Genomic DNA, 24,157 nt, shown 5'->3' with positions numbered 1-24,157 from the left:
CCGGTGTCGCGCGGCCTGGTCAGCCGCGCAGGCGCAGGCCACGCGGGGTGGCTCGGAAGCCGGCGGCGGTCAGCGCGTCACTCAACGGCGACGAGTGCACCGCCTCGCCGTCGGCCCGCTCCACGGACATCGCGCCCAACGCTCCGGAGTGGACGGCGTCGGCGAGCGCCTTGCCGGCCGCCGCGAGCGCCTCGGTGTCGTCGGTGAAGGAGAGCAGGGTCCGGCCGCCGCGTTCCACGTACAGCACCAGGTCACCGGCGACCTGCACCACCAGCGCGCCGGCCTTGCGACCGGCCCGGTGCCCGGTCGCGGGGGCGGCCCCGTCGCCCGAGTCGACGACGCGTTCCGGCCAGGGCAGCGCCGCGCCGTACGGGTTGGCGGGGTCGGTGGCCGCGAGGACGGTGGTCGGTCCGCTCCGGCCGCGCGCGCCGTCGGCCGGGTCGGCCAGCGCGCGGAGCCGGTCCACCGCGCCGGGCACGGCGAACTGTGCCGCGCCCAGGCCCTCGACGAAGTAGCCCCGGCGGGCCGCGCCGCGCTCCTCCAGCGCCGACAGCACCGGGTAGACGGCGGAGAACCCGCCGACCACCTGCTCGGCCATCACCGCGCCCCGGGTGACCACGCCGTGCCGCTCCAGCAGGACGTCCGCGAGGGCGGCGGCCCGCCTGGTCGGGTCGAGGTCCCGCTCCGGTAGGCGCGACCAGCGGCCGGCGACGGTGGGTGGGCCGCTGCGGGTGGGCAGCGCCACCCGACCAGGCCGCCGGTAGCGGGTGCGCGGCGCGGAGGGGCGCGACCGGTGCGCACCACCGGCGCCGAGCACCGCCCGCAGCGGGGCGAGGGTGTCGTTGGTGAGATGCCCCGCCCAGACCAGATCCCAGATAACCCCGGTCAGCGCGGCGTCGTCGGTGGAGCCGACCCGGTCGCCCAGCGCGCGGAAGAACAACGCCTGCCCGTCGCCGAGCGCGTCGAGCACCGCGTCGTGCAACGGGGTACGCGTCAGCGCCTCGTCGGGCGGCGGGAGCAGCAGCGGCGCGGCATCCGCGTACGCCAGGGTGACCCAGCCGTCGCCCCCGGAGATCGCTCCCGACCCGGCCCAGAGCACCTCCCCGCTGGCGCACAGCTCGTCGAGCTGGGCGGGGGAGTAGTCGGCGACGCGGCCGGGCAGCACCAGCCGTTCCAGCGCGGACGCCGGCACCGCCGCGCCCTGCAACTGCTCCACTGTGGCGGCGAGCGCCTCCACGCCCCGGGCCGACGAGCCGACCTGCTGCCAGCGCGGCAGGAACGTGGCCAGCGCCCGGGGCGGCACCGGCTCGATCTCCCGCCGCAGCGCCGCGAGCGAACGGCGGCGCAGCATCCGCAGCACCTCGGCGTCGCACCACTGGGCGCCGGCCGTGTCCGGTGTGAACTCACCGGAGACGACGCGGCCGGTGGCGGCGAGGCGGCGCAGCGCCTGCTCGACGACGAACACCCCGAGCCCGAAGCGCGCCGCGCAGCTCGCGGCGGCGAACGGCCCGTGGGTGCGGGCGTAGCGGGCCACCAGGTCACCCAGCGGATCGGCAACCGGGGCGAGGTACGCCTCGGCGACCCCGACCGGCAACGCCACGCCGAGGGCGTCGCGCAGCCGGGCGGCGTCCTCGACGCCCACCCAGCGCTGCTCGCCGGCGATGCGGACCCGCAGCACCCGGCGGGTGGCCTCCAGCTCGGTCAGCCAGCCCTCCGGCACGCCCCGCTCGGTCAACTCGGCGTCGCTCAGGTCGCCGAGCACCCGCAGCAGCTCGACCACGTCCTCCGCGTCGCGCGGGCGGCGCTGGTCGGTCAGCCAGCGCAGTTGCCGATCGGTCTCGGCGAGCACCGCCGGATCCAGCAGCTCGCGCAGGTCGACCCGGCCGAGCAGCTCGCCGAGGAGGGTGGAATCCAGGGCGAGGGCGGCGGCCCGGCGCTCGGCGAGCGGGGCGTCGCCCTCGTAGAGGAACGCGCCGACGTAGCCGAACAGCAGCGACCGGGCGAACGGGGACGGCGCACTCGTCTCCACCTCGACCAGGCGGACCTTGCGGGCCGCCAGGTCCCGCATCAGCCCGGCCAGCGCCGGCTGGTCGAAGACGTCCTGGAGGCACTCCCGGGCGGCCTCCAGGGTGACCGGGAAGTCGGCGTACTCGCGGGCGACGTCGAGCAGTTGCGCGGCGCGTTGCCGCTGCTGCCAGAGCGGCTGGCGGCGGCGCGGGTCGCGGCGGGGCAGCAGCAGCGAGCGGGCGGCGCACTCCCGGAAACGGGCGGCGAAGAGCGCGGACGTGCCGACCGACTCCTCCACGAGCTGGGCGATCTCGTCCGGCTCGAAGACCACCACGTCGGCGCCGGGCGGCTCGTCTGCGGTGTCGGGCAGCCGTACGACGATCCCGTCGTCGGAGGGCATCACCTGGGCGTCCACCCCGTACCGTTCGGCCAGCCGGCGGCCCACGGCGAGGGCCCACGGCCCGTTGACCCGCGCGCCGAGAACGCTGTGCACGGCCAGCCGCCAGTCGCCCAGCTCGTCGCGGAACCGCTCGACAACGATGGTGCGGTCGTCGGGCAGCGAGCGGGTGGCCTCCCGCTGGTCGCGCAGGTAGGCCATCAGGTTGGTGGCGGCCCAGTCGTCCAGCCCGCCGTCGCGCAGTGCGGTCAGCGCCGCCTCGTCGCTCGACCGCAGCAGGGTGCGCACCCGGGCGCCGATTGCCCGACCCAGCTCGACCGGGCGGCCCAGCTGGTCGCCCTTCCAGAACGGCATCCGCGCGGCCTGACCGGGTGCGGGGGAGACCAGCACCCGGTCGGGTGTGATCTCCTCGATGCGCCAGGACGAGGAGCCGAGCAGGAAGACATCGCCGACCCGGGACTCGTAGACCATCTCCTCGTCCAGCTCGCCGACCCGGGCGGCCCGCTCGGCGCCGGCCAGGAAGACCCCGAACAGACCCCGGTCGGGGATGGTGCCGCCGCTGGTCACCGCGAGGCGTTGCGCGCCGGGGCGGCCGGTGAGCAGGTCGCTGGCCCGATCCCAGACCAGCCGGGGGCGCAGCTCGGCGAACGCGGTGGACGGGTAGCGCCCGGAGAGCATGTCGAGCACGGCGTGCAGCGCGGAGTCGGGCAGCTCGTTGAAGGGCGCGGCCCGGCGGACCAGCACCGCCAGGTCGCCGACCCGCCACGGCTCCAGCGCCACCATCGCGACGATCTGCTGGGCCAGCACATCGAGGGGGTTGCGCGGGTAGTGCAGCTCCTCGATCGCGCCGTCGGTCATCCGCTCGGCGACTACCGCGCAGGACAGCAGATCGCCACGGTGCTTGGGGAAGACCACCCCGCGCGAGACTGCGCCCACCTGGTGCCCGGCGCGGCCGACACGTTGCAGGCCGGCGGCGACGCTCGGTGGGGCCTCGATCTGCACCACCAGATCGACAGCGCCCATGTCGATGCCCAGCTCCAGGCTGGAGGTGGCCACCACCGCCGGGAGCTGGCCGGACTTGAGCGCCTCCTCGATGTGCTTGCGCTCCTCGCGCGAGACGCTGCCGTGGTGCGCGCGGGCGATCACCGGCGCGGCGCCGGTGGCCGCGCCGGACTGGGCCATCACCTCGGCCGGCGACCGGTTGCTGCCCGGACCGGGCGCCGGCCCACCGTCGGCTGGCCGCTCGCCGTCCACCGACAACCCATCTGGTACGTCGATCGCGTCCCCGCCCGACGCGGAGGCCAGCGCGGCGGAGGCGACCTCCTCGGCGGCCAGCTCGTTGAGCCGGGCGCACAGGCGCTCGGCGCTGCGGCGGGAGTTGGTGAAGACGATTGTGGAGCGGTGCTGTCCGATGAGGGTGAAGACCCGTTCCTCGACTGCCGGCCAGATCGAGGCACGGCGTGGGCCGGGACCGCCGAGGGAGTCCTCCGGTGGCTGCTCCTGCTCGTCGAGTCGGGTCATGTCCTCCACGGGGACCTGCACGCTGACCTCGATGGTCTTCGCCGTGGCCGGCTGCACGACGTCGACCGGCCGTGCGCCGCCGAGGAACCGGGCGCAGGCGTCGATCGGCCGGACGGTGGCGGAGAGGCCGATCCGTTGAGCCGGCGCGGGCAGCAGCTCGTCCAGGCGTTCCAGCGAGAGGGCGAGGTGGGCGCCGCGCTTGCTGCCGGCCACCGCGTGCACCTCGTCGACGATCACCGTCTGGACGCCGCGCAGCGAGTCCCGAGCGGCGGAGGTGAGCAGCAGGAACAGGGACTCGGGTGTGGTGATGAGGATGTCCGGTGGGGTGCGGGCGAAGGCCCGTCGCTCGTCGGCAGGCGTGTCGCCGGTGCGCATGCCGACGGTGATGTCCGGTGGCGTGACGCCGAGCCGGGTCGCCGCCTGCCGGATGCCGGCCAGCGGGGCGCGCAGGTTGCGTTCGACGTCGACGGCGAGAGCCTTGAGCGGGCTGACGTAGAGCACCCGGCACCGCTGCCGCGCCTCGGCCGGTGCGGGTTCGCGGGCCAGCCGGTCCAGCGACCAGAGGAAGGCGGCGAGCGTCTTGCCGGAGCCGGTGGGCGCCACGACGAGGGCGTTGCGGCCGGCGGCGACGGACCGCCAGGCGCCGGTCTGGGCGGCGGTGGGTGCGGCGAAGGCGGCGTCGAACCAGGCGCGAGTGGCGGGACCGAACCCGTCCAGCACCTCGCCCTTACCCGCATCTGCCCCGCTCACCGGTCCATCGTGCCCCGCCGGTACGACAACCACGAACGACCCACGGGGGATCATGCCGCGTTGTATGGAAATTGCGCGTGATGCGACATTAATACGTTAAGTCTCACTTAACTGCTTGCTTGTGAGGAGCAACATAAAGTAACTTCACCCGCAACGCGAATCGGGTGGAGGGGATCGGATGGCCGTCGAGCCGCGACACGCCGAACCCGGCACCGATGTGCTGATCCGCAAGGTCGACAGTCACCTCGCCACGCTCCGCGTCGGTCTGCACGGGCCCGAGCTGGAGCTCGCCGAACGCCTCGCCCGCTGCCTGCGCGAGATGGTCGTCTCGACCGCCCAGGCCAGCGCCGCCGACCGGGGGCAGGTCCGCGTCGCCGTGCACTACTTCGTGCTCCGCCGCGAGAGCCGCGGTCGACTGCTCTCGATGCGGTCCCTCGCTGTCGCGGAGCGGGTCGTGGCGAAGGTCGCCCGCCAGCTCGGCCGCGTCGACCTGCTGAGCGAGCTGCGCCTGGAGGGCTCCGCCCTCGACGACGAGCTGACCGTCGGCGACGCTCTGCTGCGCTGACCGCCGACCGCACACCCGAGTCGATAGCGGGCTAATTCCGGCAAAACCGCCCGGCGGGCGGAGATGTGGCGTCTGATCGCTGCTAGGCGCCACCGCTGTACGGGCGTCGGCCACCTCGATCGGGAGTGCGGGTGCTGGTACTGCTCATCCTCCACCTCGTGGCGGCCCTCGCCGCGCCGCTGCTCGTCCGGTGGTGGGGTCCGCGCGCGTGCTACCCGCTGGCGCTCGCGCCGGCCGCCGCGTTCGGCTGGGCACTGGCCCGCGCTCCGGCCGTCGGTCACGGCGGCGCGGTGGTCGAGACGTACCCGTGGATCGGGCAGCTGGGCCTCGACATCGCGCTGCGCCTCACCACGCTGTCCTGGCTCCTGACCCTGCTGATCGGCGGCGTCGGCGCGTTGGTGCTGGTCTACAGCGCGCGCTACTTCGACGCGGACGCTCCCGGGATGGCCCAGTTCGCCGCGGTCCTGGTCGCCTTCGCCGGCGCGATGCTCCTCCTGGTCTTCGCCGACGACGTGCTGCTGCTCTACGTCGGCTGGGAACTGACGACGATCTTCTCGTACCTGCTGATCGGGCACAGCACCGAACGCCGGGCCAGCCGGTGGGCGGCGGCGCAGGCGTTGACCGTCACGACGGCGGGCGGGTTGGCCATGCTCGTCGGGTTCATCCTGCTCGGCGAGCACGCCGGCAGCTACCGCTGGTCGGAGATCGCCACCCACCCGCTGCCCGGCGGCGGCTACCTGATCACCGCGGTGCTGCTGATCCTGGCCGGGGCCCTGTCCAAGTCGGCGGTGCTGCCGTTCAGCTCCTGGCTGCCGGTCGCGATGGCGGCACCCACCCCGGTCAGCGCGTACCTGCACGCCGCCGCCATGGTCAAGGCGGGCGTCTACCTGGTCGGCCTGCTCGCGCCGGTGCTCGCTACGGTCGGCCCGTGGCGGCCCGTGGTGCTCATCGCCGGGGTGGCCACCATGATCATCGGTGGTTGGGCGGCGCTGCGCCAGACCGACCTGAAGCTGTTGTTGGCGTACGGGACGGTCAGCCAGTTGGGCCTGCTGGTCGCCGTCACGGGGGCGGGCACCCCGGCCGCCGCGCTGGCCGGCACGGCGATGCTGCTGGCGCACGCCCTGTTCAAGTCGGCGCTGTTCCTGGTCGTCGGCGTCATCGACCACGGCGCCGGCACCCGCGACCTGCGCGAGTTGTCCGGGCTGCGGCGCTGGTCGCGGCCGTTGTTCGCGGTCGCGGTGCTGGCGGCGGCGTCGATGGCCGGGGTGCCACCGCTGGTCGGGTTCGTCGCCAAGGAGGCGGTCTTCGCGGCGTTCACCGACGACCCGGTGCTGCTCGCCGGGCTGGTCGCCGGGACGGTGCTCACCGTCGCGTACAGCGCCCGCTTCCTCTGGGGCGCGTTCGCCGACCGGCCGGGCGTCGAACCGGTCCAGCCGACGCCGATCGCGGCGTCGATGCTTGTGCCCCCGGCCGTCCTCGCCGTCGCCGGGCTGCTCGCCGGCCCCGCCGCCGGCGTGCTGGACGGCCTCCTCAGCCCGTACGCCGAACTGCTCGGCACCCTCGACGCGCATCTGACGCTCTGGCCCGGGCCGACCGCGGCGCTCGGTCTGTCCGTGCTGGCACTGGCCGGCGGCGGGCTGCTCTTCGCGCTCCGCGGCCCGCTCGCCCCGGTGCTGGCCCGGCTCCGCTCGCCGGTCGGCGGCAATCAGGGGTACGAGTGGACGGTGGGCCGATTCGACCGGCTCGCCATCGAGGTCACCGGCGCGACCCAGCGCGGCTCCCTGCCGCAGTACCTGGGCATCATCCTGGTCACCCTCGTGCTGCTGCCCGGTGGGGCGATGCTCGCCGCCCGTCCGTGGCGGGCCGGGCTCCCGCTCTGGGACAACCCGCTGCAACCGGTGGTCGTGGTGGTGATCGCGGTGGCCGCGCTGCTCGCGGTCGGCGCTCGCCGGCGGTTGACCGCGATGCTGCTGGTGGGGATGACCGGCTACGGCACCGCGATGCTGTTCGTCCTGCACGGCGCACCGGATCTCGCGCTCACGCAGTTCCTGGTGGAGACCGCGACCATCGCGGTGTTCGTCCTGGTGCTGCGCCGCCTGCCGGAGCGTTTCTCGGCCCGTCCGCTGCGCCGCAGCCGATGGACCCGCCGGGTGATCGGCGTGGCGATGGGCGTGGCGGCGGGCGGGCTCGCCCTCGTCGCGGCCGGGGCCCGTCGCGCGCCGGACATCTCGACAGTCTTTCCGGACCTGGCGGTGGGCGAGGGGTACGGCCGCAACGTCGTCAACGTGACCCTCGTCGACATCCGGGCCTGGGACACGATGGGTGAGGTGTCGGTGCTGGTGGTGGCCGCCACCGGGGTGGCCAGCCTGATCTTCGAGAGGTCCCGCACCGGGCCGCGGCCGCGCCGGCCGGAGTCGGCCGATCGCGCCGCCCGGTCCGACCGGCCGGTCTGGTTGCGGGGCGGCCCGACCCTCTACGAGGAGCAGCGTTCGATCGTGCTGGAGGTGGTCACCCGGCTGATCTTCCACACGGTGGTGCTGTTCTCGCTGTTCCTGCTCTTCTCCGGGCACAACGCGCCGGGCGGCGGGTTCTCGGGCGGACTGGTGGCGGGGCTCGCGCTGGTGGTCCGCTACCTGGCCGGCGGCCGGTACGAGCTGACCGAGGCCGCTCCGGTGGGCGCCGGCCTGATCCTCGGCGCGGGGTTGGCCGTGGCGGTGGGCTCCGGCGCGGTGGCGCTGGCGGCCGGTGGATCGGTGCTGGAGAGCGCCAAGCTCGACGTGTCGCTGCCGCTGGTCGGCGACGCCCACCTGGTCACGTCGCTCTTCTTCGACATCGGGGTGTACCTGATCGTGATCGGGCTGCTGCTGGACATCCTGCGAAGTCTCGGCGCCGAGGTGGACCGGCACATCGAGGCCACCGGCGCGGCGAGCGGCGGTCTGGCCGTCGACAAGGGTGGCCGGCCATGACGGCGGGCGCCGCCGGGCCCACGGTGGTGCTGGTGCTCGCCGTCGCGGTGCTCGTCGGGTGCGGTGTGATCCTGCTGCTGGAGCGCAGCCTCACCCGGATCCTGCTCGGCGTGATCCTGCTCGGCAACGGGGTCAACCTGCTGATCCTGCTGGGTGGCCGATCGGGTGGCGCTCCGGTGGTGGGCACCGGCCCGGTGGACCGGATGAGTGATCCGTTGGCGCAGGCGATGGTGCTGACCGCCATCGTGATCACGTTCGGGTTCACCGCGTTCCTGCTCGCCGTCGCGTACCGGAGCTGGTATCTCACCGGCGACGACGAGGTGCCCGACGACCTGGAGGACCGCCAGATCATCCGCCGTGCCGAGCGCCACCAGGTGGGCGCCGTCGACCGTGGCGGGGAGGGCCCGGGCAGCGACCCGGAGCAGGTCGACCCGGAGCCCGCCCGCCGCCGACTACGACGCGGCAGAGGGGACGGCACCTCGTGAGCAGGCTCCTGCCGCTGCCGGTGGTGGTGCCGCTGCTCGGCGCGGCGCTGACCCTGCTCCTGGCCGGCCGACCCCGGGTGCAGCGTACGGTAAGCGTGCTCTGCCTGACGGTGACGTCCACAGTCGCGGTGGTGCTGTTGGTGCAGGCGTACCGGCACGGCCCGGTGGTGCTCGCGGTCGGTGGGTGGCCGCCGCCGGTAGGCATCGTGCTGGTGGCCGACCAGTTGGCCGCGCTGATGCTTGTGGTGTCCTCGGCGGTGACCCTCTGCGTGCTGCTGTACTCGATCGGCCAGGGTCGCAGCGAGACCAGCGAGAGCGCGCCGGTGGTCATCTTCCATCCGACGTACCTGGTGCTCACCGCGGGCGTCACCAACGCGTTCCTGGCGGGCGACCTGTTCAACCTGTTCGTCGGCTTCGAGATCCTGCTGGCGGCCAGCTTCGTGCTGATCACGCTGGGCGGCACCGAGGCACGCATCCGCACCGGCTCGACGTACGTGGTGGTCAGCATCCTCTCCTCGCTGATCTTCCTGACCGCGGTGGGGCTCGTGTACGCGGCCACCGGCACGCTCAACATGGCGCAGCTCGCCCAGCGTCTCGACGACCTGCCGGACAACGTCCGCGTGACCCTGCAACTGACGCTGCTGCTCGCGTTCGCGGTCAAGGCGGCGGTCTTCCCGCTGTCGGCCTGGCTGCCGGACAGCTATCCCACGGCCCCCGCACCGGTCACCGCCGTGTTCGCGGGGCTACTCACCAAGGTCGGCGTGTACGCGATCATCCGTACCGAGACGTTGCTGTTCCCGGGTGGCCAGGTCAACGACCTGCTCATGGTCGTCGCCGGGCTGACCATGGTGGTCGGCATCCTCGGAGCGGTGGCGCAGTCGGACATGAAGCGGCTCTTTTCGTTCACCCTGGTCAGCCACATCGGCTACATGATCTTCGGGGTGGCGTTGAGCACCGCAGCCGGTCTCGCCGGCGCGATCTTCTACGTGGTGCACCACATCACGATCCAGACCACGCTGTTCCTGGTGGCCGGTCTGGTCGAGGAGCGGGCCGGCAGCACCGACCTGCGCCGTCTCGGCGGGCTGGCCCGAATGGCGCCCCTGCTCGGCGTCCTCTTCTTCGTCCCGGCGATGAATCTCGCCGGGGTGCCGCCGTTCTCCGGGTTCCTCGGCAAGCTCGGCCTGCTCCAGGCCGGTGTGGCGGCCGGCGGGGCGCTGCCCCTGACGCTGGTGGCGGCCGGCACGCTGACCAGTCTGCTCACCCTGTACGTGGCCTCCCGGGTGTGGAACATCGCGTTCTGGCGGGCGCCCCGGACCGTCACCAGCGAGCCCAGCGTCCGGCTGCCCACCATGACGGTCGGCGCGACCGTCGCCCTGGTCGTGTTCGGGTTGGCGCTCACCGTGCTGGCCGGACCGCTCTTCGACGTCACCGCCGACGCGGCCACCGACCTGCTCTCGCGTACGCCGTACGTGCGGGCCGTCCTGCCCGGTGTCGTGCCGTGACCGCCAGGCGTGCACCGACCCCGGCGGGCGCGACCTCGAAGCTGCGGGGCCGGTTCGGGCGTTGGCGAGACCAGGCGTTGGCGCTCGGCTGGCTGGTGCTCGTCTGGAACCTGCTCTGGGGGTCGATCACCTTCGCCAACATCATCGGTGGTCTGCTGGTCGGCGGCGCGGTCCTGCTGTTCTTCCCGCTGCCGGCGGTCAGCTTCACCGGCCGGCTGCGGCCCGCCGCGCTGGTGGCGTTCGCGGGCCGGTTCGTCGTCGAACTCGTCACCGCCAGCCTGCACATCGCCCGGATCGCCGTGCAACCCGGCTACCGCCCCCGCGGGGCGATCATCGCCGTGCCGCTGCGGGTGTCCACCGACCTGAACCTGGCGCTCACCGCCGAGGCGGTCTCGCTGGTGCCGGGAACGCTGATCCTCGAGGTGGACCGGGAGGCGGGGACGCTCTACCTGCACGTGCTGGACACCCACGGGCCTGCGGACCTGGACGTCTCCCGGGAACGCACCCTCGACCTCGAGCGGCGGATCGTCCGGGCGGTGGGCAGCGCCGCCGAACTGCGCAGCGTCGGGCCTCATCCCGTAGAGAAGGGCAACTCTCAATGATCACGTTCCTGGCCGTCGTCCTCACCGCCCTGCTGTCGTTGACCGCGCTGCTCGCGCTGATCCGGCTCTACCGGGGCCCCTCGCTGCTGGACCGGGTGATCGCGGCGGACATGCTGCTCGCCACGATGGTCGGCGCGGTGGGCGCGGAGGCGGCGGTCAACCGGCACGCCACCACGCTGCCCGTGCTGGTGGTGCTCTCCCTGCTCGGTTTCGTCGGCTCGGTGTCCCTGGTCCGCTTCGCCGTCCGGGAGCCGGCGTGACGGTGGCGACCGGCGGGCACTCGGCGGCAGGTGCGCTCGCGACGGTTGCCGACTGGCTCGGTGCCGCCTGCCTGGTGACCGGCGCGCTGCTCGCCCTGTCCGCCGCGATCGGTGTGCTGCGCTTTCCGGACACCCTGTCCCGGATGCACGCGGCCACCAAACCCCAGGTGCTGGGCGTGCTCCTGCTGCTGCTCGGCATCACGCTACGGCTGCGGTCCGTGGCCGACATCGGCATGATCCTGCTGGTGGCGGTCTTCCAGTTGGCCACCGCGCCGGTCTCGGCACAGATGATCGGTCGGGCCGCGTACCGGTCCGGCCGGCTCGACCGTGGCCTGCTCGACGCCGACGAGTTGGCCGAGCGCCCGACCGGCGGCGGCTCCGGCGACGGCCGCGCCCCGTCCTGATGAACCGGACGATCGACGCCTTCGGCCCACCCTCAGCGGAGTCCCAGGCAACGCCGATAAAATGGCGGCATGATCGACTCTTCTGCCCAGGAGGGCAGCAGTAGCCAGCCGGGTCGTGCCCGGCATATTCCCGTCCCGACGACCTCGGGAGCCCTGAGCGACAGGTGCTGATCGTCGTCGGCCTTCTCTTGATCATCGTGCTCACCGCCGCCACCGGTTACTTCGTGGCGCAGGAGTTCGGCTATGTCGCCGTGGACCGGGGCAAGCTGCGCCAGCTCGCCGACGACGGCGACCAGGCCGCCGCCCGGGCCCTCACCGTCACCAGCCGGCTCTCCTTCGTGCTCTCCGGCGCGCAACTCGGCATCACCGTCACCGCACTGCTGGTCGGCTACGTCGCCGAGCCGTACCTCGGCGGCGGCCTCGCCGACCTGTTCGGCGTCGCCGGTCTCCGCGAGTCGGTCAGCCTGCCGCTGTCGGTGGCGCTGGCCCTGGTCATCGCCACAGTGGTGCAGATGGTTCTCGGCGAGCTGGCCCCGAAGAACCTCGCCATCGCCCGGGCCGAGGCACTCGCCCGGGCGCTGAGCCGGTCCACCCTCCTCTACCTGGCCATGGCCGGGCCGGTGATCCGGCTCTTCGACCGCGCGTCGATACGCCTGCTGCGTCGGGTCGGCATCGAGCCGATCGAGGAGCTGCCCAGCGGCGCCACCCCCGCCGACCTGGAACAGATCATCGCCGAGTCCCGCGAGGAGGGCAGCCTGGACGCCGAGATGTCCACGCTGCTCGACCGCGGGCTCGACTTTCGGGAGTTGACCGCCGGCGAGGCCATGGTGCCGCGCGTCGACGTGCACACCGTGCGGGCGCACGAACCGGTGAGCCGGGTGGTCGAGCTTCTGGACACCGGCCACTCCCGCTTCCCGGTGCGGGGTGCCGACGGCGTCGACGACCTGATCGGCATCGTCGGGATCGCCGACGTGCTCGGCGTACCGCCGGCGGAGCGGGCCACCACCCCGGTGAGCGCGGTGGCGGGGCCGCCGCTGCTCGTGCCGGAGACCCTGCCCCTGCCCACGGTGCTGGACCGACTGCGATCCGGGCACCGGCAGATGGCCTGCGTGGTGGACGAGTACGGCGGCTTCGCCGGTGTGATCACGCTGGAGGACATCGCGGAGGAACTGGTCGGCCCGATCCGGGACGAGGACGATCCGCCGGAGCGCGCCCCCGCGCGCCAGGACGACGGCTCGTGGGTGGTGCCGGCCCGCTGGCGGATCGACGAGGTCGCCGACAGCACCGGCATCGCGCTGCCCGAAGCCCCGGAGTACGACACGCTGTCCGGGCTGGTCATGCGTGAGCTGGGCCGGGTGCCGGAGGTCGGCGACCGGCTGGAGATCAGCCTGCTGCCCGAGGGCGCCGAGCTCGACGACGGTGCGGCGGAGCCCCGCGCGCTGGTCGAGGTGCTCGCCGTGGACCGGCACGTCGCCGACTCGGTACGCCTGCAACTGAGCACGCCGGGGGTGACCGCGTGAGCCCCGGCATCGCGCTGTTCAGCTCGGGCGTCCTGCTGGCGTTGAACGGGTTCTTCGTGGCCGCCGAGTTCGCCCTGGTGGCCAGCAAGCGGTACCGGCTGGAGCAGGCGGCGGCCAGCGGCGGCCGGGCGGCCCGGGCCGCGCTGGACGGCGTCCGCGAGCTGTCGCTGATGCTGGCGGGGGCGCAGCTGGGCATCACGCTGTGCACCCTGGGCCTCGGCGCGCTCGCCGAACCGGCGATCGAGCACCTGATCAGCCCGCTGCTGCACGCGGTGGGGCTGCCGGACGCGGCCAGTCACGTGGTCGCGCTGGTCTTCGCCCTCGCTCTGGTGACCTTCCTGCACCTGGTGGTGGGGGAGATGGCGCCGAAGTCGTGGGCGATCACCGACGCCGAGCGTTCGGCGACGCTGCTCGCGCTGCCGTTCCGGGCCTTCGCCCGGGTGTCCCGGCCGGTGCTGTCGGCGTTGAACGCGCTGGCCAACGCGATCCTGCGCCTGGTCGGGGTCAACCAGCAGGATCAGCTCGCCCAGGTGCACGGCCCGGACGAGCTGCGGATGCTGCTGGAGCAGTCCCGCGAGCACGGGTTGCTCGGCGCCGAGCAGCACCAACTGCTCACCAGCATGCTGGAGTTGCAGGGCACGTCGGTGGCGCAGGTGATGGAGCCGTTCGCCACCATGGTCACCGTCCGGCGCGACGACCCGGCCGAGCGGATCGAGCAGGTCAGCCGGGACAGCGGCCGGTCGCGGCTGGCGGTCCTGGACTCCGGCGGCGACGTCTGCGGCCTGGTGCACGTCCGCGAGGCGGTGCGGGTGGTCACCACCGGCCGGGCCGCCACCGCCGGGGAGTTGATGACCCCGGCGTTCACCCTCCCGGCGACGTCCACGGTCACCGAGGCGGTGGCCGCGATGCGCGCCCGGCAGTCCCAGCTCGCGCTGGTCCGCAACGGCGGTGGTCCGGCCCGCCCGATCGGCTTCGTCGCTCTGGAGGACCTGCTGGAGGAGGTCATCGGCGAGTTCGACGACGAGACCGACACGGTGCCGCGCGGCCGGCGGTTGCGGTGAGGCGTACCCGGCGGGTCGGCATCCGTTCGAGGTGGCGGGCGTGAGGTGAGCGCGACCGGGTAGGCGCGGTCGGTCCGGGGCCAGGGGGGCCTCGTTCCGCGAGGGGGCGCGCGGTGCGGTTGACGGGGGTTTCCCGGGACTCCGGCTGGACCGGGCTGTCCGTGCGGACCACGCTGCCGAACCCGAGCACCCGTCCGGGCCTGCGCCTGCCCGGGCGGGTGACCCTCGCCGCCGGGCCTGACGACGTGCTCGTACGCCACATCCGGCTCGGCCTGGTCACCACCGTCGAGCCGGACGACCCGGACGCCGCCCGGCGCCTCGTGCAGTTCTTCTCGCTGCCGATCGCCGGGCGGTTCGTGGTGCCGGCGGGTCGCCGGCGGGCTGTCGACTTCGCGTTGCCGCTGCCGTGGGAGACCCCGGTGACCACGTTCGGCGGGGTGCCGTTGCTGAGCCTGCGGATGGGTCTGCGGACCGAGGTGTCCGTCGACCCGGATTTGGACCAGGGGGCCATGGTGCCGGTCCTCGTGCACCCGATCCCCACCCAGCAGCACGTGCTGGCGGCGCTGGCCACGCTCGGCTTCATGATCCGCCAAGCCGGGTTGCAGGAGGGCGGGCTGCCGGGGGTGGAGCACGCCTTGGCGCTGCACCAGCGGTGGGGCTACTGGGTGGGGCCGCTCTACGCCGGCCCGATCACCGAGCTGGAGCTGATCTTCGTGACGAACTCGGCGGGCCTGGAGGTGATCATCTGGCTGGACCGTCGGCTGGCGCTGGCCGGGATCACCCACCAGAGCATCAGCCGGTTCCGGATCTGGCACGCGGACGCCGGGCAGCGGGACTGGGTCGCCACCGTGGACGGCTGGCTACGTCAGGCGATCAACCGGCACGCCGCGGCCGCCGCACACGCCGACTGGTCCGCCACCATCGGCGGGTCCGCCCATGTCAGCCGCCACCCCGACCATCCGATCAAACCCGGCTACGGCCTCGGCGGCACGGCCGGAAGCGGAGGTGTGGGAGGCGGCTCCGGCGGCGGCGACGGCACCTGAGGGGAGGTCAGCCGGCGCTGGCGGTGGCGAGCTTGAGGCTGAAGGCGAGAAAGAGGGCTGCCACGGCTGTGGTGCCACCCACGGCGAGGCGACGGCGTCGGCGGAACTGGGTAGCCAGGAACGTGCCCGCGAAGATCAGCGCGGTCAGGTAGAGCGCGCTGGTGACCTGGGCGATCAGGCCGAGCAGCAGGAACGACAGCGCGGGCCAGGCGTAGTCGGGATCGACGAACTGGATGAAGAACGAGATGAAGAACAGGATCGCCTTCGGGTTCAGCAGGCTGATCACCAGAGCCTTGCGGAACGGGCTGCGCATCTGCGCCGGTTCCGCGGCGTCGATCAGCCGCGGCGTGTCCGGGTCGTTGCGGTCGCGCCAGCGCCGCGCGGCGCCGAGCAGCATGGTCACCCCGACATAACCGAGGTACGCGGCACCGGCGTACTTGATCACCAGGAACAGCGGCGGATACGCCTTGAGCAGCGACGCCACCCCGGCGGCGGACAGGATCATCAGGACCCAGTCGCCGACGAAGACCCCGCCCGCCGCCCGGTAGCCGGCGCCCACGCCCCGCTTGGCGGCGGTGGACAGCACGAAGAGCGAGTTCGGTCCGGGTAGCAGGATGATGGCCACGGTGCCCAGCACGTACGTCCAGATGTCGGTGATCCCCAGCACGCCCGCCATCATCACGCCACCGATGCCGTCCGCAGAAGTCTTTTCCGCAGCGTGGCCTGTGCGTTCGGCCACTCGTCGACGGTCATCGCGTACTGCACGGTGTCCCGCCACGAGCCGTCCGGACGCTGGCGGTGCATCCGCAGCACTCCCTCCCGGGTGGCGCCGAGCCGTTCGATGGCCGCCTGGGAGCGGGCGTTGCGGATGTCGGTGTGCCAGGCGACCCGCACCGCGCCCAGGTCGTCGAAGGCGCGGCCGAGCAGCAGCAGCTTGGCCTCGGTGTTGATCCCGGTACGCCACCACGGCCGGCCGAGGAAGGTGTGCCCGATCGCCACCGACCGTCGTTCCGGGTCGATCTCGTAGTAGGACGTGGTGCCGACCACCGCCCCGGTCCTCGCGCAGCGCTGCACCCAGGGCGCCCGCTCGCCGCGCTGCTGGGCGGCCAGCGCGGCGGCGACCACATCGGCGGTTCCGGCCGGCGCGGTGGGCCGCGTGACGGAGAGGTGCCGCCACACGTCGTCGTCGGCGGTGGCGCTGTGCAGGTCGTCGGCGTGCGCCAGGTCCAGCGGCTCCAGCAGGACGTGTTCGCCGCGCAGTGGCACCGGGTCGTGCCAGGGCGTGCGGGCCGTCCGCAGGTACGCCGGCAGGGGCGCGGTGACCCCGGCGGCGGGTTGCGGCAGGCCGGCGGTCAGCCGCAACGGCAGGACGCCGGCCCAGTGCGGCAGGTGCAGGTCGGTCTCGTCCTCGCGGACCCCGCCGGTGCGGGACCGGACGGACACCTCCCGCAGCGGCAGCGCCAGCACGGAGGTCTCAGCCAGCTCACGTCGGCTCGGCGGACGACTGTCCGTGCTGCGGCCCGCGCCCACCTTCTCGACAAGCGCGGTGAGCATGGCGCTCTTCTCCTGGTCGTCGGTGACCAGGCGGGCGGTGCCGAGCGCGACCACCGAGCGGTAGTTGGCGCTGTGGTGGAACTGTGAGCGGGCGTAGACCAGCCCGTCGAGCAGGGTCACCGTGACGCAGACGGGCAGCCCGTCGCCCCGGGCGGCGAGCAGGGGCCGGCTGCCGGTGGACCCGTGCAGGTAGAGGGTGTCCCCGATGCGGACGTGCAGGGTGGGCAGCACCCGGGGTTCGCTGTCGACGGTGAAGCCGAGCGCGCAGTGGTACGCCTCGTCGAGGACGGCGTGCGCCGCCTCCCGGTCGTAGCTCATCCGGTCGCGCGAGCGGTTGGGAGTGGTCCGGGCGGTGGGTGGATACATGCGCGCCCCTTTGTTCTAGTACAATCTCCTGTTTGTGTCAGCACGCTATCAGTTCAGTGGAACGACTGCCGTCACGATTTCGGCCAGCATCGAGTCGGGCATCCGTACCGGCGCCCTGCCGCCCGGTGCCGCCCTGCCGCCGGTGCGGGCCCTCGCCACCGAGTTGGGCGTCAGTCCGGCCACTGTCGCCCGTGCCTATCGGGAGCTGCGCCAACGGGGCGTGCTGGCCACCGCCGGCCGGCACGGCACCCGCGTCCGTCCGCGCCCACCGGTGGCCGCCCGCCGCTCCGCGCTGCGCCCCGCGCCACTGCCGGACGCCCGCGACCTGTCCCGGGGCGAGCCCGACCCCCGACTGCTGCCCCCGATCGGCCCGCACCTGGCCGCGCTCGCCGCCGACACCGGTCCGCCGGTCGGCTACTCGCAGGCCGGCGTGCTCCCGGAGCTGGCCGAGGCCGCACGCGCCCGGTTGAGCGCCGACGGCGTACCCGCCGGGGACCTCACCCTCACCGGCGGCGCGCTGGACGGCATCGAGCGGCTGCTCGGCGCCCACCTTCGCCCCGGTGACGCGGTGGCGGTGGAGGATCCGGGCTGGGCCAACCTGCTCGACCTGGTCGCCGCGCTCGGGCTGCGGCCGATCGGTGTGCCGCTGGACGACGAGGGTCCTCTGGTGGCCGGGGTGGCGGCCGCGCTGACCGCCGGAGCGCGGGCGCTGGTGGTCACCAGCCGGGCGCAGAACCCGACCGGCGCCGCCGTCTCTGCCGCCCGCGCCGAGGAGCTGCGCGCACTGCTCGCCGGCCGGCGGGACCTGCTGCTCATCGAGGACGACCACGCGGCGGAGCTGGCCCGCGTACCCCTGCACCCACTGGCCGGGGCGACCGCGAGCTGGGCCTTCCTGCGCTCGGTAAGCAAACCCTTCGGCCCGGACCTGCGGCTCGCGGTGCTGGTCGGCGACGAGACCACGGTGGCCCGGGTGACCGGCCGGACGCGGGTCGGCGCCGGCTGGGTGTCCACGGTGCTGCAACGGCTGGTGCTCGCCCTGTGGGGTGACCCGGCGGTCGACGAGCTGGTCCGGCGGGCGGCGCAGAGCTACGACCTGCGGCGCGAGGGCCTGTTGGCCGCGCTCGCCGAGCACGGTCTGACCGCGCACGGCCGCAGCGGCATCAACGTCTGGCTGCCGGTGCCGGACGAGACCAGCGCGCTGACGGCGTTGCGGGACGCCGGCTGGGCGGTGGCGCCCGGCGCCCTCTACCGGATCGCGGCCCCGCCCGCCCTGCGCGTGACCGTCAGTTCCCTGGCCGTCGAGGAGCTGACGCCCCTGGCCGCCGCCCTGGCCCGCGCCGTCCATCCCGCCCCTCCGTCGGGCTTTGCTATCTGAGGGGCAACCGAATCTTCCGCCGGTAAAAGGGGGAATCACGACGATTCAGAGCGAGTGGGGTGGGTATGCGGGCCGCCGGAGGTGCCTGACCATGGCTACAGGTGGAAACCGCAGGGGACTGTGGATCGCGATCGCGGTCGCCATCATCGTGATCATCATCGTGCTGATCGCCATCGCGTCCTGTGGCGGCGGCGGGAACGGCAACGGCTACTGACGCGGCCATGCCGCGCCCACCCGGGGCGTAACCGGCAGGCGATACCTAAGAGGTATATAACAGTCGGCATGGCCGAGCAGACCGACAGCGCTCCCGGCGCCCAGCGGTTCATCCCGCCCGACGCTGACACCATCGACGAACTCCGCACGGCATCGGGCGGCTGTCGGGGCTGCGAGCTGTACCGCGACGCCACCCAGACCGTCTTCGGCCGGGGTGACGAGAGCGCCCGCGTGGTGCTCGTCGGCGAGCAGCCCGGCGACATGGAGGACCAGAAGGGGTTGCCCTTCGTGGGCCCGGCCGGCCGGCTGCTGCGCCGCGCCGTCGACGACGCCAAGCTGGACCCGACGCAGCTCTATCTGACGAACGCCGTCAAGCACTTTCGTTTTGCGGCGCGCGGCAAGCGGCGCATCCACCAGACCCCGGACCAGGTGCACATCACCGCGTGCCGGCCCTGGCTGGTGGCCGAGTTCGCCCGGCTCGACCCGGAGATCGTCGTGGTGCTCGGCGCCACCGCCGCCAAGGCGCTGCTCGGCCCGTCCTTCCGGGTGACGAGACAGCGCGGCGAACTGCTGCCCTGGCCCGCGTCCGCCCAGCATCCGGAGGACTTCACCCAGGTGCCGGTGGACAGCGCCGGAAAGCGGGTCGACGCCCCGCCGGCCCGCCTGCTGGCCACGATCCATCCGTCCGCCGTGCTGCGCGCCGACGACCAGGACAAGGCGTACGAGGGTCTCGTCGCCGACCTCACCGTCGCCGCCCGCGCCCTCGCGGGATAGCGCGGCCGCTCCACCGGGGACGGTGGCCTCGACGTCGTGGCACAGCCGTACGTCGCGGCGGCCGTTCGCGCTGCCCACGAAGGCCGGCTTCCCCGCGGCTGAGGCGATACCTGCCGGAAACGGCGTTGCGTGATCGGCGTAACAGCTCCTCTGCAGACTCACGTGAGTCGATCTTGTAGGGGAGGCGTTCATGAGCGATCAGACGCAGTCGACGGTGAGCCGGCGTGGGTTCCTGCGCGCGGTAGGGATCAGCGGCGGTGCCGGTGCGATGCTCGCCACGATGGGAGCCATGGGTCTCGCGCCCAGCGCCGACGCGTCGGTGACCCCGGCGTTCCGGGCGCCCGAGCGGTCCGACTTCACCCTGACCGGCCGGCCGGGCGCCAGCGTCGTCGTGCTCGGCGGTGGCATCGCGGGGCTCACCACCGCGTACGAGTTGGGCAAGGCGGGCTACCACTGCACGGTCCTGGAGGCGCGGCACCGCGTCGGCGGACGGAACCTGACCATCCGCGGCGGCGACGTCGAGACCGACCTCGACGGGCACACCCAGCGGGCCGGTTTCTCCGACGGCGTCTACTTCAACGCCGGGCCGGGCCGGATCGCACAGTGGATGGTCACCATGGACTACTGCCGGGAGCTCGGCGTACCCATCGAGGTCTTCACCAACCAGAACGCCGACGCCTGGATCTACAACGAGTCCGCCGGGATGACCGAGCCGGTGCGGTACCGCACCGCCAAGGCCGACGTGTACGGCTACGTCTCGGAACTGCTCGCCAAGGCCACCGACCAGGGCGCGCTGGACGCGCGGCTCACCACCGAGGACCGGGACCGGCTGCTGTCGTTCCTGCAGGGCTTCGGCGCGATCGGCGGGCGGGCCAACGACTGGGCGTACGCCGGGACCAACCGTCGCGGCTTCTCCGCGTACCCCGGCGCGGGCAACGACGGGGGAACGCTGCTCGGTACGCCCCCGGCGCTCTCCGACGTCTTCGCCAGCAACGTGGGCCGGTACTTCTCCTTCGAGTTCGGCTACGACCAGGCGATGCTGATGTTCCAGCCGGTGGGCGGCATGGACCAGATCCCGCGTGCCCTCGCCAAGGCCGTTGGCGGGCACCGGATCCGGCTCAACGCCGAGGTGACCGGGGTGACCGACCGGGGCAGCCAGGTCGAGGTGACCTACCGGCAGGGCGGCCGGCAGTCGCAGATCATCGCCGACTACTGCGTGGCGGCGCTGCCGCCGCACCTGATGGCCCGGGTGCCCCACAACCTCGGCGCCGGGGTGACCGCCGCCCTGGCCGACTTCCCGGTCACCGCCGCCGGCAAGATCGGCCTGGAGTACCGCAGCCGCTGGTGGGAGACCGATCAGCGGATCTACGGCGGCATCACCGAGACCGACCTGGACCTGTCGCACATCTGGTACCCGTCCTACGGCTTCCACGGCAGGCGCGGCCTGGTCGTCGGCTACTACAACACCGGGGCGAACGCCCGGGCGTACAGCGGGCTCACCCCCGAGCAGCGCCGGGAGCGCGCGGTCAGCCAGGGGGTGAAGATCCACGGCGACAAGTACCGCAGCGAGCTGGTCACCTCGTACTCGCACGCCTGGGACCGGACCCGCTACATCGAGGGCGCCTGGACCTCGCCCCGCTACGGCACCGCCGGCTACAACCTGCTGCTCCAGCCGGCCGGTCGGGTCTACTTCGCCGGGGACTGGCTGAGCCACGAGGTGGCCTGGCAGCACGGGGCGTTCGTCGCGGCCCGTGCGGCGGTGTCGTCCCTGCACCAGCGGGTGCTGGCCGGCTGACCGACGGGCACAGCACCAGATCTTGGACAGTTTCCGTCATCCGCTGACGGAAACTGTCCAAGATCTACAGAGCGACGGGGCCGCGCGCGGGTCCGGCAGGGGGCGGTGGACCACGGCGCGCGTGCGCGAGGATGGGCTGTCACCCCGTCCTGAGGAGCGCCGATGGCCACCGACCTGACCGTGCCGCGTAGCGACGCCCGGCTCGACGTCGCGCCGATCCAGCGGCGCACCATGCGGCTGCTCTTCACCACCCAGATCATCGGCGGCATCGGTGTGACCATCGGCATCTCCGTCGGCGCGCTGCTCGCCGCCCGCATCGCCGGCACCGCGGTGGCGGGCGTCGCGCAGAGCGCCGGTGTGGTCGGCGCGGCGCTGCTCGCCGTCCCGGTCACCCGGATCATGGCCCGGCACGGCCGTCGTCCCGGCCTGGTGCTGGCGTATTCGGTGGGCGCCGTCGGCGGCGTCCTGGTGGTGGTGGCGGCGGCCACCCGCTCGGTGCCGCTGCTCTTTCTCGGCATGCTGCTGTTCGGCGGTGGCACCGCCGCGAACCTGCAGGCCCGCTACACGGCGGTGGACCTCGCCGAGCCGGCCCGTCGAGGGCGCCAGCTCTCGCTGATCGTCTGGGCCACCACCATCGGGGCGGTGGCCGCGCCGAACTTCGCCGACCTGGCCGACCGGGCCACCACCGGCTGGGGGCTGCCGCCGCTGGCCGGCCCGTTCGCGTTCAGCGCGACGGCATTCGTGCTGGCTTCCGTCGTACTCCTCGGGTTGCTCCGGCCCGACCCGTTGCTCACCGCACGGCGGCTCGCGGCGGCCGACGCGCCACCGACCGCCGCCGGGCCGCCCGGCGACGCCGCGCCGGCCGCCGGTGGGGCGGTCGAGGCGCCGGCGGGCGGCGGGTCCGGGCCGGCCACCGCGCCGGTCGCTGCGCGCGGGCCCCGCAGCGCCGGGATGCGGCTGGCCTGGTCGGTGGTACGCGGACAGCCGGCCGCCCGACTCGGCATCACCGCCGTGGCGATCGGCCACCTGGTGATGGTGGCGGTGATGGCGATGACCCCGGTCCGGCTCGGTGAGTCGCACGCCGACGCCGACGTGCTGCGGCTGGTCGGGATCGTGTTGAGCCTGCACATCGCCGGCATGTACGCGTTCGCCCCGGTCGTCGGCTGGCTCACCGACCGGCTCGGCCGGCGGGCGGTGATCCTCGGCGGGGTCGGGCTGCTGCTGGCCGCCTGCGCGGTCGCCGGCACCGCCGGGCACCACACGCCCCGGCTCTCGATCGGTCTGGTCCTGCTCGGGCTGGGCTGGTCGGGGACGATGGTGGCCGGCTCGACGCTGCTCTCCGAGTCGGTCTCGGCCGGTGTGCGGCCCAGCGTCCAGGGGTTCTCCGACCTGATCATGGGGTTGGCGGGGGCCAGCGCCGCAGTGCTCAGCGGGTTTGTCATGCAACTCGCCGGTTATCCGGTGCTCACCCTGCTCGCGGCGGTCGCAACAGTGCCCCTGGTGGCGCTAGCGTTGCGCCCGGTGCCGACCGGGGCACCCGGCGAGGAGGATTGATCACGTGCGGCTGACCGACTTCTGGGCGCGGTTGGAGGAGGCGTTCGGGCCGGGCTACGCGGCAAGCATCGCCCGGGATCAGGTGCTGTCCCAGCTCGACGGCCGGACCATCGAGCAGGCGTTGGCATCGGGTGAGCGGACGAACGTGGTGTGGCGGGCGGTGTGCGCCGCATATCCCGACCGCGTACCCGCGCGACTACGCTGAGCAGCCTTTTCGTCGGTTCCGCGTGTCGCTTGTCGAGTCGTACACCTGTTCGGCTATTGTCCACAGCGGGGTGCTCGTCCACAGCTCGCGGCCCGTCGGCTGGTTTTCTGTCGGACCTAGCGCCTAGCGTGTCCGCGTGACGCGAAGCTCAGCAAAGACGCCGGCGAAGGCAGGGGTGGCAACCATGGCAGCAGGGCCTGACCGGGAGAAGGCACTCGACCTTGCTCTCGCTCAGATCGACAAGCAATTCGGCAAGGGCTCGGTGATGCGGCTGGGGGAGCGGCCGGTCGTCCAGACCGCCGTGATCCCGACCGGCTCCATCGCGCTCGATGTCGCGCTCGGCGTGGGTGGCCTGCCACGGGGCCGGGTGGTCGAGATCTACGGCCCGGAGTCCAGCGGTAAGACGACTGTGGCGCTGCACGCGGTGGCCAGCGCCCAGCGGGCCGGCGGCATCGCCGCCTTCATCGACGCCGAGCACGCGCTCGACCCGGAGTACGCGAAGGCTCTCGGTGTCGACACCGACGCGATGCTGGTCTCTCAGCCGGACACCGGCGAGCAGGCGCTGGAAATCGCGGACATGCTGATCCGCTCCGGCGCGATCGACATCATCGTGATCGACTCGGTGGCGGCCCTGGTGCCGCGCGCCGAGATCGAGGGCGAGATGGGCGACAGCCACGTGGGCCTCCAGGCCCGGCTGATGAGCCAGGCGCTCCGGAAGATCACCGGTGTGCTCAGCAACACCGGCACCACGGCGATCTTCATCAACCAGCTGCGCGAAAAGATCGGCGTGATGTTCGGCAGCCCGGAGACCACCACCGGTGGTCGGGCGCTGAAGTTCTACGCCTCGGTCCGGCTCGACGTGCGACGCATCGAGAGCCTCAAGGACGGCACCGACGTGGTCGGTAACCGCACCCGGGTCAAGGTCGTGAAGAACAAGGTGGCCGCGCCGTTCAAGCAGGCCGAGTTCGACATCATGTACGGCAAGGGCATCTCGCGTGAGGGCTCGCTGATCGACGTCGGCGTGGAGCAGGCGATCATCCGCAAGTCCGGAGCGTGGTACACGTACGACGGCGACCAGCTCGGCCAGGGCAAGGAGAAGGCCCGGGAGTTCCTGAAGGAGAACCCGGACGTGGCCGCCGAGATCGAGAAGAAGATCCTGGAGAAGCTCGGCGTCGGGGTTGGCGCGAGCGACGCCGCCGGTGGCCCCGAGTTGCCGCCTGTCGACTTCTGACGGGTCG

General features: G+C 73.1%; 20 protein-coding genes. 17 read left to right on the top strand and 3 right to left on the bottom strand.

Translation table 11 applies throughout. From position 1 onward, the window contains the following. Nucleotides 1-19: 19 nt before the first annotated feature. On the bottom strand, nucleotides 20-4,675 hold the full coding sequence (locus tag AB0B97_RS28155; RefSeq protein ID WP_357497880.1) for an ATP-dependent helicase: 4,656 nt from the start codon (nucleotides 4,673-4,675) through the stop codon (nucleotides 20-22). 178 nt (nucleotides 4,676-4,853) lie between these two features. Here AB0B97_RS28155 and AB0B97_RS28150 point away from each other — a divergent pair, with 178 nt between their 5' ends. The 10 genes from AB0B97_RS28150 to AB0B97_RS28105 all read left to right on the top strand — a co-directional run bounded on the left by AB0B97_RS28150 (nucleotide 4,854) and on the right by AB0B97_RS28105 (nucleotide 15,083). After that, nucleotides 4,854-5,240 (top strand): hypothetical protein, encoded by a 387-nt coding sequence (locus tag AB0B97_RS28150; protein WP_234590684.1) that lies wholly within the window; start codon nucleotides 4,854-4,856, stop codon nucleotides 5,238-5,240. A gap of 131 nt (nucleotides 5,241-5,371) precedes the next feature. Beyond that, a complete protein-coding gene (locus tag AB0B97_RS28145) occupies nucleotides 5,372-8,206 on the top strand; it encodes a Na+/H+ antiporter subunit A (protein ID WP_357497878.1) in 2,835 nt (944 codons plus the stop codon). Beyond that, on the top strand, nucleotides 8,203-8,691 hold the full coding sequence (locus AB0B97_RS28140; RefSeq protein WP_234590689.1) for a Na(+)/H(+) antiporter subunit C: 489 nt from the start codon (nucleotides 8,203-8,205) through the stop codon (nucleotides 8,689-8,691). The genes AB0B97_RS28145 and AB0B97_RS28140 overlap by 4 nt, the downstream gene beginning before the upstream one ends. Next, the gene (locus tag AB0B97_RS28135) at nucleotides 8,688-10,193 is read left to right on the top strand and encodes a Na+/H+ antiporter subunit D (RefSeq protein WP_357497876.1); all 1,506 of its coding nucleotides are present in this window, start codon (nucleotides 8,688-8,690) and stop codon (nucleotides 10,191-10,193) included. Before AB0B97_RS28140 ends, AB0B97_RS28135 begins: the two co-directional genes overlap by 4 nt. Further along, nucleotides 10,190-10,795 carry a Na+/H+ antiporter subunit E gene (locus AB0B97_RS28130; RefSeq protein WP_357497874.1) on the top strand — a complete coding sequence of 202 codons (606 nt, stop codon included), beginning with the start codon at nucleotides 10,190-10,192 and terminating at the stop codon, nucleotides 10,793-10,795. Before AB0B97_RS28135 ends, AB0B97_RS28130 begins: the two co-directional genes overlap by 4 nt. After that, nucleotides 10,792-11,055, top strand: coding sequence for a monovalent cation/H+ antiporter complex subunit F (locus AB0B97_RS28125; protein ID WP_234590714.1), 264 nt, complete (start codon nucleotides 10,792-10,794; stop codon nucleotides 11,053-11,055). Before AB0B97_RS28130 ends, AB0B97_RS28125 begins: the two co-directional genes overlap by 4 nt. Further along, nucleotides 11,052-11,459 carry a monovalent cation/H(+) antiporter subunit G gene (mnhG, locus tag AB0B97_RS28120; protein ID WP_357497872.1) on the top strand — a complete coding sequence of 136 codons (408 nt, stop codon included), beginning with the start codon at nucleotides 11,052-11,054 and terminating at the stop codon, nucleotides 11,457-11,459. Before AB0B97_RS28125 ends, mnhG begins: the two co-directional genes overlap by 4 nt. A gap of 164 nt (nucleotides 11,460-11,623) precedes the next feature. After that, on the top strand, nucleotides 11,624-12,979 hold the full coding sequence (locus AB0B97_RS28115) for a hemolysin family protein (RefSeq protein ID WP_234590719.1): 1,356 nt from the start codon (nucleotides 11,624-11,626) through the stop codon (nucleotides 12,977-12,979). After that, a complete protein-coding gene (locus AB0B97_RS28110; RefSeq protein ID WP_234590721.1) occupies nucleotides 12,976-14,040 on the top strand; it encodes a hemolysin family protein in 1,065 nt (354 codons plus the stop codon). The genes AB0B97_RS28115 and AB0B97_RS28110 overlap by 4 nt, the downstream gene beginning before the upstream one ends. Nucleotides 14,041-14,153: 113 nt before the next feature. Further along, nucleotides 14,154-15,083, top strand: a complete 930-nt coding sequence (locus tag AB0B97_RS28105) for a sporulation protein (RefSeq protein ID WP_357497869.1) — start codon at nucleotides 14,154-14,156, stop codon at nucleotides 15,081-15,083. Between the two features lie 7 nt (nucleotides 15,084-15,090). On the opposite strand, the gene leuE is transcribed toward AB0B97_RS28105, so the two are convergent. Then, entirely contained in the window at nucleotides 15,091-15,762 is a 672-nt protein-coding gene (gene leuE, locus AB0B97_RS28100; protein WP_357497867.1) for a leucine efflux protein LeuE, read from the bottom strand. Beyond that, nucleotides 15,762-17,003 carry a bifunctional pyridoxamine 5'-phosphate oxidase family protein/GNAT family N-acetyltransferase gene (locus AB0B97_RS28095; RefSeq protein ID WP_357497865.1) on the bottom strand — a complete coding sequence of 414 codons (1,242 nt, stop codon included), beginning with the start codon at nucleotides 17,001-17,003 and terminating at the stop codon, nucleotides 15,762-15,764. Before AB0B97_RS28095 ends, leuE begins: the two co-directional genes overlap by 1 nt. A 34-nt stretch (nucleotides 17,004-17,037) precedes the next feature. On the opposite strand from AB0B97_RS28095, the gene AB0B97_RS28090 reads away from it, so the two are divergent. The 7 genes from AB0B97_RS28090 (at nucleotide 17,038) to recA (ending at nucleotide 24,150) form a co-directional block, all read left to right on the top strand. Then, nucleotides 17,038-18,378: an aminotransferase class I/II-fold pyridoxal phosphate-dependent enzyme gene (locus AB0B97_RS28090; RefSeq protein WP_357497863.1), complete on the top strand. Its 1,341-nt coding sequence runs from the start codon at nucleotides 17,038-17,040 to the stop codon at nucleotides 18,376-18,378. Between the two features lie 91 nt (nucleotides 18,379-18,469). Next, nucleotides 18,470-18,592, top strand: a complete 123-nt coding sequence (locus tag AB0B97_RS28085) for a hypothetical protein (protein ID WP_255788023.1) — start codon at nucleotides 18,470-18,472, stop codon at nucleotides 18,590-18,592. 68 nt (nucleotides 18,593-18,660) lie between these two features. Further along, complete coding sequence (locus AB0B97_RS28080; RefSeq protein WP_357497861.1) at nucleotides 18,661-19,365, top strand: UdgX family uracil-DNA binding protein; 705 nt, start codon at nucleotides 18,661-18,663, stop codon at nucleotides 19,363-19,365. 190 nt (nucleotides 19,366-19,555) lie between these two features. Beyond that, nucleotides 19,556-21,160: a flavin monoamine oxidase family protein gene (locus AB0B97_RS28075; protein ID WP_357497859.1), complete on the top strand. Its 1,605-nt coding sequence runs from the start codon at nucleotides 19,556-19,558 to the stop codon at nucleotides 21,158-21,160. Between the two features lie 162 nt (nucleotides 21,161-21,322). Continuing rightward, nucleotides 21,323-22,714, top strand: coding sequence for an MFS transporter (locus AB0B97_RS28070; RefSeq protein WP_357497857.1), 1,392 nt, complete (start codon nucleotides 21,323-21,325; stop codon nucleotides 22,712-22,714). Between the two features lie 4 nt (nucleotides 22,715-22,718). Continuing rightward, entirely contained in the window at nucleotides 22,719-22,919 is a 201-nt protein-coding gene (locus AB0B97_RS28065) for a DUF3046 domain-containing protein (protein WP_145784952.1), read from the top strand. 184 nt (nucleotides 22,920-23,103) lie between these two features. After that, the gene (recA, locus tag AB0B97_RS28060; protein WP_234590751.1) at nucleotides 23,104-24,150 is read left to right on the top strand and encodes a recombinase RecA; all 1,047 of its coding nucleotides are present in this window, start codon (nucleotides 23,104-23,106) and stop codon (nucleotides 24,148-24,150) included. The last annotated feature ends 7 nt before the right edge of the window (nucleotides 24,151-24,157 follow it).

The organism is Micromonospora sp. NPDC049004, from assembly GCF_040649315.1.
Lineage (GTDB): Bacteria > Actinomycetota > Actinomycetes > Mycobacteriales > Micromonosporaceae > Micromonospora.
Note: the sequence above shows the minus strand (reverse complement) of the source record. Positions and strands in the feature narration are given on the sequence as shown.